This is a genomic window from Pantoea sp. GbtcB22, from assembly GCF_019091025.1.
GTDB lineage: Bacteria > Pseudomonadota > Gammaproteobacteria > Enterobacterales > Enterobacteriaceae > Pantoea > Pantoea leporis.
In genome coordinates, this window is record NZ_JAGXKB010000004.1 from 182877 (window position 1) to 194852 (window position 11976).

General features: G+C 54.7%; 10 protein-coding genes. 2 read left to right on the plus strand and 8 right to left on the minus strand.

The genetic code is table 11. The annotated features are described in order from the left end of the window. Nucleotides 1-30: 30 nt before the first annotated feature. The 3 genes from nhaA to dnaK form a co-directional block, all read right to left on the minus strand. A complete protein-coding gene (nhaA, locus tag KVT28_RS15155; protein ID WP_217549139.1) occupies nt 31-1209 on the minus strand; it encodes a Na+/H+ antiporter NhaA in 1179 nt (392 codons plus the stop codon). A gap of 231 nt (nt 1210-1440) precedes the next feature. Continuing rightward, complete coding sequence (gene dnaJ / locus KVT28_RS15160; protein WP_101762152.1) at nt 1441-2574, minus strand: molecular chaperone DnaJ; 1134 nt, start codon at nt 2572-2574, stop codon at nt 1441-1443. Nucleotides 2575-2678: 104 nt separating this feature from the next. Further along, complete coding sequence (gene dnaK, locus KVT28_RS15165) at nt 2679-4583, minus strand: molecular chaperone DnaK (protein WP_101762153.1); 1905 nt, start codon at nt 4581-4583, stop codon at nt 2679-2681. A 300-nt stretch (nt 4584-4883) separates the two neighbouring features. On the opposite strand from dnaK, the gene satP reads away from it, so the two are divergent. Continuing rightward, the gene (satP, locus tag KVT28_RS15170; RefSeq protein ID WP_101762154.1) at nt 4884-5444 is read left to right on the plus strand and encodes an acetate uptake transporter; all 561 of its coding nucleotides are present in this window, start codon (nt 4884-4886) and stop codon (nt 5442-5444) included. A gap of 38 nt (nt 5445-5482) precedes the next feature. On the opposite strand, the gene KVT28_RS15175 is transcribed toward satP, so the two are convergent. The 3 genes from KVT28_RS15175 to tal all read right to left on the minus strand — a co-directional run bounded on the left by KVT28_RS15175 (nt 5483) and on the right by tal (nt 8565). Beyond that, nucleotides 5483-6793, minus strand: a complete 1311-nt coding sequence (locus KVT28_RS15175; RefSeq protein ID WP_192235756.1) for an MFS transporter — start codon at nt 6791-6793, stop codon at nt 5483-5485. 110 nt (nt 6794-6903) lie between these two features. Beyond that, a complete protein-coding gene (gene mog, locus KVT28_RS15180; RefSeq protein WP_101762156.1) occupies nt 6904-7491 on the minus strand; it encodes a molybdopterin adenylyltransferase in 588 nt (195 codons plus the stop codon). Nucleotides 7492-7611: 120 nt separating this feature from the next. Then, complete coding sequence (gene tal, locus KVT28_RS15185) at nt 7612-8565, minus strand: transaldolase (protein WP_137385129.1); 954 nt, start codon at nt 8563-8565, stop codon at nt 7612-7614. A 212-nt stretch (nt 8566-8777) separates the two neighbouring features. Between tal and yaaA the strand changes: the two genes are divergently transcribed. Beyond that, nucleotides 8778-9554, plus strand: coding sequence for a peroxide stress protein YaaA (gene yaaA, locus KVT28_RS15190; RefSeq protein WP_137385128.1), 777 nt, complete (start codon nt 8778-8780; stop codon nt 9552-9554). Between the two features lie 204 nt (nt 9555-9758). Here the strand turns inward: yaaA and thrC are convergent, their stop codons facing one another. After that, nucleotides 9759-11042 carry a threonine synthase gene (thrC, locus tag KVT28_RS15195; protein ID WP_008108676.1) on the minus strand — a complete coding sequence of 428 codons (1284 nt, stop codon included), beginning with the start codon at nt 11040-11042 and terminating at the stop codon, nt 9759-9761. A gap of 3 nt (nt 11043-11045) precedes the next feature. Continuing rightward, entirely contained in the window at nt 11046-11975 is a 930-nt protein-coding gene (thrB, locus tag KVT28_RS15200) for a homoserine kinase (RefSeq protein ID WP_110867585.1), read from the minus strand. Nucleotide 11976 lies beyond the last annotated feature (1 nt).

Sequence of the window (11976 nt, forward strand, 5' to 3'; positions counted from 1 at the left end):
AAAAAGGAGGCTTTCGCCCCCTTCCTCTTTTTAACGCAGTTTGATGCGCAGCAGCGTGTAACCAATCACCGCTGAGAGCAGCGAGCCACTGAGAATCCCCAGCTTGGAGAAGGTCACCAGTTGCTCATGGGCGGCATCAAACGCCAGCGAACTGATAAAGATTGACATGGTGAAGCCGATACCGCACAGCACACCAATCGCCATGATATCGCGTATCGTGGTGCCCGCCGGCAACACCGCCAGCCGCCACTTCACCGCCAGCCAGCAGAACAGCGTGATACCCAACGGTTTACCAATCAGCAAGCCGAGAATGATGCCCAGCGGCTCTGGCGACAGCGTATCCATAAAGGTAATGCCGCTCAGCGAAATGCCGGCGTTGGCAAAAGCGAACAGCGGCAGAATCAGCCAGTTTACCCACGGCATTAAACCATGCGCCAAATGCTCGGCTGGAGAATGGCCGTTCTTCTCTTCCAGCGGCACGAAGAAGCCAACAATCACGCCCGCTAACGTTGCGTGCACACCCGATTTGAGCACCGCCGTCCACAGCACAATGCCGACCAACATATAGATGGCAATGTTACGCACGCCACAACGATTGAGAATCGTCAGCAGCACAATCGCACCCGCCGCCACGCTCAGCGACAGCACGGAGAGATCGCTGGTATAGAACAGCGCGATAATCACGATAGCGCCGAGATCATCAATAATCGCCAGCGCCATCAGGAACACTTTCAGCGCGGTTGGCACGCGGCTGCCCAACAGTGCCAGCACGCCCAAAGCAAAGGCGATATCAGTAGCAGTAGGAATTGCCCAGCCGTTACGTGCAATAGGATCGCCATGATTGAGCAGCAGGAAAATCAGTCCCGGCATAACCATGCCGCCAATTGCCGCAATCACCGGGAAAATGGCGCGATCGCGGCTGGCGAGTTCACCGGTGATCAGTTCACGTTTCACTTCCAAACCAATTAACAGGAAAAACAGCGCCATCATGGCATCGTTGATCCACAGCAGCAGGTTTTTGCTGATGTCTAATGCACCGAAGCGAATCTGCACCGGTTCGGCGAGAAACGATTGATAAGCTTGAGCGGTTTCCGCGCTGTTAGCCAAAATCATTGCCGCGACGGCCGCCAGAATCAGCACCATGCCGTTGCTGGCATCGCTGGCAATAAAGCTTTTCAGTAAGCTTCGAAGAGAACGGGGTTTGTTCACAACTCCTCCTGAGTAGAGACATTTAGGCTGAGAAGTGTAGCGACTCAAACACCTCGTTAAAAGCAGCTTATGTCTCGTTAACGACTCGATAATACCGATGCATTACGAGAGGGTTTCTGCTTTTATCTCACGCCAGGCAGATTGAGCTTATATCAGGAGCGACGCGTTGGCGGTAAAACATAAAAAAAGCGGAGAGTTTCCTCTCCGCTTTATTAAGCATGCCAGACGGGATTAACGTGTTAAATCGTCAAAAAACTTCTTCACGCCGTCGAGGAAGCTTTTGGAGCGCGGGCTGTTTTTCTCGCCGCTCGGGCCGCCAAAACTCTCTTCCAGTTCACGCAGCAGCGCTTTCTGTTTGTCATTGAGGCTAACTGGCGTTTCCACCACCACACGACACAGCAAATCGCCTACCGCACCGCCACGCACCGATTTCACGCCTTTACCGCGCATGCGGAACAGCTTACCGGTTTGCGTCTCAGAAGGCACTTTCAGGTTCACACGCCCATCAAGCGTCGGCACTTCAATCTCGCCACCCAATGCTGCCATCGCAAAGTTAATCGGTACTTCGCAATACAGGTTGTTATCTTCACGCTCAAAGATCGGGTGCTTTTTCACCGAAACCTGAACGTACAGATCGCCCGCTGGTGCGCCCTGTTCGCCCGCTTCACCTTCGCCGGTCAGACGAATGCGATCGCCGGTATCCACGCCTGCTGGAATTTTCACCGACAGGGTTTTACTGCGCTCAACGCGACCGTGACCATGACAAGCATTGCAAGGATCTTTGATCACTGAACCGCGACCGTGACAGGTCGGACACGCCTGCTGCACAGTGAAGAAGCCCTGACGCATCTGCACCTGGCCTGCGCCATGACAGGTATGACAGGTCTGCGGTTTGGTCCCCGCTTTCGCGCCGCTGCCGTGGCAGACATCGCACTCTTCCAGTGTTGGAATGCGGATCTCTTTGGTCACGCCGCGTACCGCTTCTTCCAGCGTTAGCTCCATGTTGTAGCGTAAATCGGCGCCACGTGCGGCACGCTGACGGCGGCCACCACCAAAAATATCGCCAAATACGTCGCCAAAGATATCGCTGAAGTCGGCACCGCCGCCGCCGAAGCCACCACCGCCGCCCATGCCGCCTTGTTCAAAGGCTGCGTGACCATATTGGTCGTAGGCCGCACGCTTCTGTGCGTCGGTCAGAATTTCGTAGGCTTCCTTAATTTCTTTAAACTTCGCTTCGGCTTCTTTATTGTCCGGATTACGATCCGGATGGTATTTCATCGCCAGGCGCTTATAAGCCTTTTTGATTTCACGCTCATCTGCGGATTTAGAGACGCCTAAGATCTCGTATAAATCACTCTTAGCCATATTTGTTCTGCCCTTAACATGATCGCACGGGCGTGGAGAGATCTCCTACGCCCGTGCTGGTTTCAACGGCTGTCAGGCCAGCCGTCGCGCCCGGTCAGGGGCAATTATTTTTTGTCTTTAACTTCTTCGAACTCAGCGTCGACAACGTCGTCTTCTTTCTGTGCAGAAGCATCGCCTGCATCAGCTGCCTGACCCTGCTGCTGTGCCAGCTCCATCAGTTTGCTGGACACTTCCATCAATGCCTGCATTTTGGCTTCGATTTCTGCTTTGTCTTCGCCTTTCAGCGCGGTGTTCAGCTCGGTCAACGCAGCTTCGATTGGCGCTTTGTCGTCAGCAGACAGTTTGTCGCCCGCTTCGTCCAGCTGCTTACGGGTGCTGTGCGAAATCTGATCGCCCTGGTTACGGGTCTGAACCAGCTCTTCGAACTTGCGGTCAGACTCGGCGTTCGCTTCCGCGTCACGCACCATTTTTTCGATCTCTTCTTCATTCAGACCAGAAGAAGCCTTGATGGTGATCTTCTGCTCTTTACCGCTGTTTTTGTCTTTCGCAGACACGTGCAGGATACCATCTGCATCGATATCGAAGGTGACTTCGATCTGCGGCATACCGCGCGGTGCAGCCTGGATACCGTCGAGGTTGAACTGGCCCAAGGATTTGTTATCGCCTGAACGCTTGCGCTCACCCTGCAGCACGTGAATGGTCACGGCAGACTGATTGTCTTCAGCGGTAGAGAACACCTGGCTGTGCTTGGTTGGGATGGTGGTGTTCTTGCTAATCAGCGAAGTCATCACGCCGCCCATGGTTTCGATACCCAGCGACAGCGGAGTCACGTCCAGCAGCAGAACGTCTTTCACTTCACCCGCCAACACGCCGCCCTGAACCGCAGCACCCACGGCGACCGCTTCATCCGGGTTCACATCTTTACGTGGCTCTTTACCAAAGAACTCAGTCACTTTGGCCTGAACCATTGGCATACGCGTTTGACCGCCCACCAGGATCACGTCGTTGATGTCTGAAACAGACAAACCTGCATCCTGCAGAGCCACTTTCAACGGCTCGATAGAGCGAGAAACCAGGTCTTCAACCAGTGATTCCAGTTTCGCACGTGTTACTTTGATGTTCAGGTGCTTAGGACCGGTCGCATCCGCCGTGATGTACGGCAGGTTAACGTCGGTCTGCTGTGCTGAAGACAGCTCGATCTTGGCTTTCTCTGCCGCTTCTTTCAGACGCTGCATGGCCAGCGGATCGTTGTGCAGATCGATGCCCTGATCTTTCTTAAATTCAGCCACCAGATAGTTAATCAGACGGCTATCGAAGTCTTCACCACCAAGGTGGGTATCACCGTTGGTTGCCAGAACTTCAAAGGTTTTCTCGCCATCAACGTCATCGATCTCAATGATTGAGATATCGAAAGTACCACCGCCCAGGTCGTATACCGCGATGGTGCGGTTGCCCTGACCTTTATCCAGGCCGTAAGCCAGTGCAGCTGCGGTTGGTTCGTTGATGATACGTTTTACTTCCAGACCCGCGATACGGCCGGCGTCTTTGGTCGCCTGACGCTGCGCATCGTTGAAGTAAGCTGGAACGGTAATAACCGCTTCAGTGACGGCTTCACCGAGGAAATCTTCCGCGGTTTTCTTCATCTTTTTCAGCACTTCAGCAGAAATCTGCGGCGGTGCCATTTTCTGGCCTTTTACGTCCAGCCATGCGTCGCCGTTATCTGCGCCGATGATTTTGTACGGCATAATTTTAATATCACGCTGTACTTCTTCGTCCTGGAAGCGACGGCCAATCAGGCGCTTGATCGCAAACAGGGTGTTCTGCGGGTTGGTCACAGACTGACGTTTAGCCGGTTGACCCACCAGAGTTTCGCCATCCTGTGCATACGCAATGATCGACGGCGTGGTGCGATCGCCTTCGGCGTTTTCCAGTACGCGTGCTTTACCACCATCCATAACTGCAACACATGAGTTGGTTGTACCCAAGTCAATACCAATAATCTTGCCCATCTAAACGTCTCCTACTTAAATTCTTTGCCAATTTGGGTTGTGAAACAGAGATGCGGTCAAACTGACCACTTTCAACTGCTGAAGCAGGCTTTTTTTGCTGCCTCACAACGCTCGATGACAAGTAAATGGGGCCGGTTCGATGCGCATCAAGGGTTAAAACTAAAAAAAATTTCATTCTCTCGTCGATTCAGATCAAAGTTGGGCAAAAAGAGGCCGCTTATTATGCAGTGCCTCGCGCCCCCAGCGGTTTGCGCGGGTGTAAAACACGAACAACATCTTCAACGCTGCTTCTGAGGAATTATGAGCAATACCACGCTGGCGAATCCCGCCCCGTTGGGCCTGATGGGATTCGGTATGACCACCATCCTGCTCAACTTACACAACACCGGCCTGTTTGCGATGGATGTGATCATCCTGGCGATGGGGATTTTCTACGGCGGCATCGCGCAAATTTTTGCCGGGCTGCTGGAATATAAGAAAGGCAACACCTTCGGGCTGACCGCCTTTACCTCTTACGGCAGCTTCTGGTTAACGTTGGTGGCGATTCTACTGCTGCCAAAACTGGGGCTGGCAGAGGCGGCCGACGGCCACTTCCTTGGCGCGTATCTCGCGCTGTGGGGCGTGTTCACTGCATTCCTGTTTTTCGGCACGCTGAAGTCACCGAAAATGCTGCAGTTCATCTTCGCCAGCCTGACGCTGCTGTTTGCGCTGCTGGCTATCGGCCACCTGACCGACAACGCGGGGTTGCTGCGCGTTGCCGGCTGGATTGGCATTATTTGCGGTTCGAGTGCGTTCTATCTGGCGATGGGCGAAGTGCTGAACGAGAAGTTTGGTCGTACGGTATTGCCGATTGGCGAGTGACAAATGAATAGCGGAGCTGTTTGGCTCCGCTTTTTGCATTATGACGAGTGCAGCGACATATCTAACTGCGCATACTGCTGACGGCTATCGCGCCACAGCCAGATTCCCACCATAAAGCCAATTATCGCCAGCGCCAGCACATACCAGGCAGGCGCCATTGGCGTCAGGCTCATCATCAGCGTTACGCTAATCGGCGTCAGACCACCGAAAATCGCGTAAGCAACATTGTACGAGAATGAGATGCCGGTAAAGCGCACCGCCGCCGGGAATGCGCGCACCATCACCAACGGCACTACACCGACGACCCCCACGCTCAGGCCCGCTAAACCGTACCAAACAAACAGCATTTCCGGCGTGCTACTTAACTGATGGAAGAAGTTCCAGCTGCCGATCGCCAGCAGTATTGAACCGACCATCAGCGAACGCGCCGCGCCGAAGCGATCCACCAGCCATCCGGCGATAACACAACCCAGCAGCAGCATAATGGTGGCGAAGCTGTTGGCCTGCAGACTGAGCGCGGCGGGAATGCCATGCTGTTTTTGCATCAGCGTCGGCGCCATCAAAATCACCACCACAATGCAGGCCGACAGAAGCCAGGTGAGCAGCATCGAAATTACGATGCCGCGCTTATGGCTGGCAAAAATGGTTTGCAGCGGCATTTTTTCTGCCAGCGCTTTACGCTGCTGCATCTGCTGGAACACCGGGGTTTCATGCAGCCAGCGACGCAGATACATCGCCAGCAAGCCAAACACACCGCCGAGGAAGAAAGGAATGCGCCAGCCATGATCGCGCATCGCAGCCGGTGACAGCGTGGTGTTCAGCACCGTTGCCACCAGCGAACCGAGCAGAATCCCTGCGGTTAAGCCTGCGGTCAGCGTGCCGCAGGCAAAACCAATGCGTTTTTCAGGCACATGTTCGGCGACAAACACCCACGCGCCAGGCACTTCACCGCCGATAGCCGCGCCTTGCAGCACGCGCATTAGCAGCATCAATAACGGCGCAGCGATGCCAATGCTGGCATAAGTGGGCAATGCGCCCATCGCCAACGTCGGCAGCGCCATCAGCAGAATACTGAGGCTGAACATCTTCTTACGCCCCACTTTGTCACCAAAGTGCGCCATGATAATGCCGCCTAACGGACGCGCCAGATAACCCGCAGCAAAGATGGCGAAAGTCTGCACCTGACGCAACCATTCAGGAATGTCAGGCGGGAAGAACAGTTCGCCAATCACGGCGGCAAAGAAGACGAAGATAATGAAGTCGTAGAATTCCAGCGCCCCACCAAGGGCGGCCAGCGACAGGGTTTTGTAATCCTGCCCGTTGAGTCGGCGCGTTGCGTGCGTATCCATAATCCAGCGGTATCCAGAGGCAAAACAACTTATGTAAAGATTGAATTACTATACCGTCAATATTTTGCCACACCAGTGCCGCTGGATTTTATGCCTGAAAATGCCGATTTTTAGTCATTTGTCTCACGACGGGCGCTTTTGGGGCGAAAAGCTGCTACCACATCGGCATGAGTTTCCACATACGGCCCTTCCAGTAGCTGTAAACAATAAGGTACAGCGGCAAAAATCCCCGGCACCTTTACCGTTCCATCTTCCGCTTTCAGCCCTTCCAGCGTCTCTTTAATGGATTTTGGCTGGCCCGGCAGATTGAGGATCAGCGACTGCTTGCGGATCACGCCAACCTGGCGAGACAAAATAGCGGTCGGCACAAATTGCAGGCTAATTTGGCGCATCTGCTCGCCGAAGCCCGGCATTTCACGGTCGGCAACCGCCAATGTGGCATCTGGCGTCACATCACGCCGCGCCGGTCCGGTGCCGCCGGTGGTGAGGACCAAATTGCAGAACAGCTCATCGACCAGCTCGCAAATCGCCTGCTCAATCATTGGCTGCTCATCCGGTACCAGACGCGTTTCAATTTCAAACGGCGTAGCCAGCGCGGCGGTGAGCCAGCTCTCTAACGCCGGAATGCCCTGATCCTGATAGATGCCGTTAGCAGCACGATCGGAAACGGAAATTAATCCAATTCGTAAAGTATCCATAGAGTTATCGCTGTGGTTAGCTGCATGGCAGCAAATGACGTGAGTAGTTAGAAGGATAATACAAGAAGCGGGGGAAAAAACGTAAAACCGTGGCAGCGGTTGCCGCCACGGCCAATCACCTTACAGCAGCTCGGCGATCATCTTCTCAAGTTTGCCCTGATCGATGGCAAAGTTGCGGATACCTTCAGCCAGTTTGGTAACGGCCATTGGATCCTGGTTGTGCTGCCAGAAGAACTCAGCTTCGGTCATCTTCGCTGGACGCGCTTTCACTTCGCCGGTGTAGCTCAGCTTACGCTCAACGGTGCCTTCGCTCTCAGCCAGCTCTTTCAGCAGGCCCGGAGAGATGGTCAGACGGTCGCAGCCAGCCAGCTCAATGATTTCACCAACGTTACGGAAGCTTGCGCCCATTACCACGGTTTCATAACCGTGCTGCTTGTAGTAGCTGTAGATTTCAGCCACAGACACCACGCCTGGATCTTCGTGGGCTGCATACTCTTTCTTATCGGTGTTCTGCTTGTACCAGTCGAGGATACGGCCAACGAATGGGGAGATCAGGAACACGCCCGCTTCGGCACAGGCACGCGCCTGCGCGAAGGAGAACAGCAGCGTCAGGTTACAGTTGATACCTTCTTTTTCCAGCTGCTCAGCAGCACGAATGCCCTGCCAGGTTGACGCCAGTTTGATCAGGATACGGTCATTGCTGATGCCCGCATCGTTGTACAGTTTGATCAGGCTACGCGCTTTAGCGATGCTCGCTTCAGTGTCGTAAGAGAGGCGCGCATCGACTTCAGTCGAGATGCGACCAGGGATCAGTTTGAGAATTTCCAGACCAATGTTGACGGCCAGCTTGTCAGAAACCAGCGCCAGCTGATCTTCTTTGTTGCTGCTCTGCTGACGTGCCCAGGTAATGGCTTCGTCAATCAGTTTGCGGTATTCAGGGATTTGAGCGGCGTTGAGAATCAAAGAAGGGTTCGTGGTCGCGTCCTGCGGCTGGTAAAGTTTCATCGCCGCGATATCACCGGTGTCGGCGACCACAGTAGTCAGCTGACGCAAGGAAGTAAGTTTGTCCGTCATGGTTCTCTTTCTCTTAGGTTGACTGTCAGGGTGTAAAAGGCTGTTGCGATAATATCACGCACAAGTGACGGCGCAACACCACGAAGTGCCCTTTACGATAGCGCTAACAAATGGGAGCGATTTGCCGATCCATGCCGCTTTTTTGCTACACTCCTTGCGACATTTTCCCTTCAATTCCCTGATAAACCTGCGGGTCAAAGAGGACGTACACGATGCTGATGGTTATCTCACCAGCGAAGACACTGGACTATGAAAGCCCGCTGGCGACACAACGTTTTACCCAACCGGCGCTGTTAGAAAAATCACACCAATTAATTGACGTTGCGCGCGATCTTTCACCGGCGCAAATCAGCTCACTGATGGGCATTAGCGACAAGCTGGCGCACCTGAATGCCGATCGTTTTAACCAATGGCAGCCGCCCTTCTCGCTGGAGAATGCGCGTCAGGCGATCCTGGCGTTCAAAGGCGATGTATATACCGGTTTGCAGGCCGAAACTTTTAGCGACGACGATTTTGACTTTGCCCAGCAGCACCTGCGCATGTTGTCGGGTCTTTACGGCCTGCTGCGCCCACTCGATTTGATGCAGCCTTATCGCCTGGAGATGGGCATCAAGCTGGCGAATCCGGCCGGGAAAGATCTTTACGGCTTCTGGGGCGATTTGCTGACTGAGAAGTTAAACGAGGCGATTGCTGAGCAAGGCGATGACGTGCTGATCAATCTGGCATCCGATGAGTATTTCAAAGCCATCAAGCCGAAGAAACTCAACGCCGAGTTGATCAAGCCGGTGTTCCTCGATGAGAAGAATGGCAAATTTAAAGTCATCAGCTTTTACGCCAAGAAAGCGCGCGGTTTGATGAGCCGCTATGTGATTCAGAACCGCCTGACCAACCCTGCGCAGCTGAAGAAGTTCGATGTGGATGGATATTTTCTGGACGGTGCAGAAAGCAGCGAGAACGAACTGGTGTTTAAGCGCCGCGAGCAGAAATAGTTCAGCAAGCGCTGCAATGGATTGTGCTCGCTGCCCCCCTCCTTGGTTCGTGCTCGCTGTCCCCCTCCTCGGTCCTCCCCCATAAATGGGGGAGGAAGATGCTGCGATATGATAGTTGGGGAGCTGCGTGTGGCAGCGTCTCCTTCCCCCGCTAGCGGGGGAAGGCCGGGATGGGGGACAGCGAGCACTTACCCCAGTCAGCACTTACTTCAGCAAAAACGCCCGCAGCTCCGCGAAATCGCCTTTCAGGTTGTGCGACAGCAGTGGCAAATCGGCGCGCTCGGCCAGCTCTTTTGGCAGCGGCAGATCCTGACCCAGAATCTCATCCACGCTCTCTTTGAACTTCGCCGGATGCGCAGTCCCGAGGAACAGGCCATATTCGCCCTCCTGCAGGTTGTCGCGCAGCAAACGGTAAGCAATCGCCGCATGCGGTTCAGAGATATAGCCAATCTCTGCCAGCTCGCGCATGGTGGATTTGGTGGTTTCATCGGTTACCGCGCCGTACGCCAGATCGGTCAAACGCCAGGTTTTGCGGCGGAACAGCTCTTCCACGCGCGGCCAGTTGTTCGGCTGGCTGACATCCATGGCGTTCGACAGCGTTGCTACAGTGGCGTTTGGCTGCCATGCGCCGTTGCCGAGGAAGCGTGGCACGGTATCGTTAGCATTGGTCGCAGCGATAAAGCGCTTAATCGGCAGACCCAATGATTTAGCCAGCAGGCCAGCCGTTAAGTCACCGAAGTTTCCGCTCGGTACCGACACCACCAGCTGATTGCGCTTCTCTTGTGGCAGCTGCGCCACCGCTTCGAAGTAGTAGCAAATCTGCGCCAGCAGACGGCTAATGTTGATAGAGTTCGCCGAGTTCAGGCCAATCGCCTTTTTCAGCTCTTCATCATCAAACGCCTGCTTCACCAACGCCTGACACGCATCGAAATCGCCTTCAACCGCGATGGTTTCGATGTTGCCGCCCAGCGTACAGAACAGTTTCTCCTGCAGCGGGCTGATTTTGCCCTGCGGATAGAGAATCACCACGCGCACGTTTTCCATGCCGTAGAAGGCATGCGCCACGGCGGCGCCGGTATCGCCGGACGTGGCGGTCAGAATGGTGATCTGCTCATCCGCACCGCTCACATAGGAAAGCATCTGCGCCATAAAGCGGCCGCCGAAGTCTTTGAACGCCAGCGTTGGACCGTGGAACAGCTCGAGGCAAGCCACATCATCGCTGACCTTCGCCACAGGCGCCGGGAAAGCAAAGGCGTTTTTCACGCGCTCGGCCAGCTGATGCGCCGCAATTTCATCGCCAATGTAGGCAGAGAGAATTTTGCTGCTGCGGCTGACGAAATCCATCTCCAGCATGGCATCGATATCGGTCAGTTCGAATTCCGGCAGTTCGAGCGGGAAAAACAGCCCTTGCTGCGAGCCGAGGCCCTGTTTAACGGCCTGAGCAAAACTAACCTGCTCGTTGTGATCCTTAAGGTTGTAGAGTTTCATGCGTTATCCCAATTTACGTGCGCCAGCCGTATCAAGACGGCAGATGTGGACGAAACCTTCTTCATTCTGCAGATAGTGCTGGCTCAGCCAGTCCGCCATCCGCTGTGCCGTTGCCATCTCGTTGCAAACGGCGAAAAGTGTCGGGCCGGAGCCCGAAATGCCGCACGCCAGCGCGCCAACATCCTGCGCTGCTTTACGCGCATCGGCGAAGCCTGGCAGCAGTTTGGTGCGATACGGCTCGGCGATAACATCCTGCATAAGTTTAGCCGCCAGCCCAGGCTGACGCGTATGACAAGCGTGAATAAAGCCTGCCAGCAGGCGGCCATGCTTAATGGCATCCTCTTTGCGGTACTGTGCCGGCAGAATGGCACGCGCTTCGGCGGTGGAGACTTTAATCCCCGGATACGCCATCACCCACAGCCATTCGTCAAAGCACGGCACGTCCTGACTGATGATGCCGTTCTCTTCAATCATCAGCTGCACGCCGCCAAGGAAGCACGGCGCAACGTTATCAAAATGTACGCTGCCGGAAATACGCCCTTCCAGCTCGCCCATCAGCGCCAGCAGTTCGGTGTCGTTGAGCGGTTTGCCGCAGAATTCGTTCATCGCCATCAAACCGGCAACCACCGAACAAGCACTTGAGCCGAGTCCGGAACCAATCGGCATATTCTTTTCCAGCGTCATCGCCACCGGAACTTGTTTACCAATCGCCTGGCAAAAACGCTCCCAGCACTGATAAACGATGTTCTCCTGCGGATTGGTCGGCAGTTTGCTGACAAAACGCCCGGAGTTCACCAGGCTAAAGCTGTCGGCGGCTTCCACGGAAACGCAGTCACCCAGCAAGGTGCCATCCACCGGCGAAACCGCCGCGCCAAGCACATCAAAGCCGACGCTGACGTTACCTATCGAGGCCGGTGCATAAATTTTTACCATC

Bases quoted from the DNA above. Each gene is read 5' to 3' on its own strand.
- dnaJ (WP_101762152.1), bottom strand. From the start codon at position 2,574: ATGGCTAAGAGTGATTTATACGAGATCTTAGGCGTCTCTAAATCCGCA.
- dnaK (WP_101762153.1), bottom strand. From the start codon at position 4,583: ATGGGCAAGATTATTGGTATTGACTTGGGTACAACCAACTCATGTGTT.
- satP (WP_101762154.1), top strand. From the start codon at position 4,884: ATGAGCAATACCACGCTGGCGAATCCCGCCCCGTTGGGCCTGATGGGA.
- KVT28_RS15175 (WP_192235756.1), bottom strand. From the start codon at position 6,793: ATGGATACGCACGCAACGCGCCGACTCAACGGGCAGGATTACAAAACC.
- mog (WP_101762156.1), bottom strand. From the start codon at position 7,491: ATGGATACTTTACGAATTGGATTAATTTCCGTTTCCGATCGTGCTGCT.
- tal (WP_137385129.1), bottom strand. From the start codon at position 8,565: ATGACGGACAAACTTACTTCCTTGCGTCAGCTGACTACTGTGGTCGCC.
- yaaA (WP_137385128.1), top strand. From the start codon at position 8,778: ATGCTGATGGTTATCTCACCAGCGAAGACACTGGACTATGAAAGCCCG.
- thrC (WP_008108676.1), bottom strand. From the start codon at position 11,042: ATGAAACTCTACAACCTTAAGGATCACAACGAGCAGGTTAGTTTTGCT.
- thrB (WP_110867585.1), bottom strand. From the start codon at position 11,975: ATGGTAAAAATTTATGCACCGGCCTCGATAGGTAACGTCAGCGTCGGC.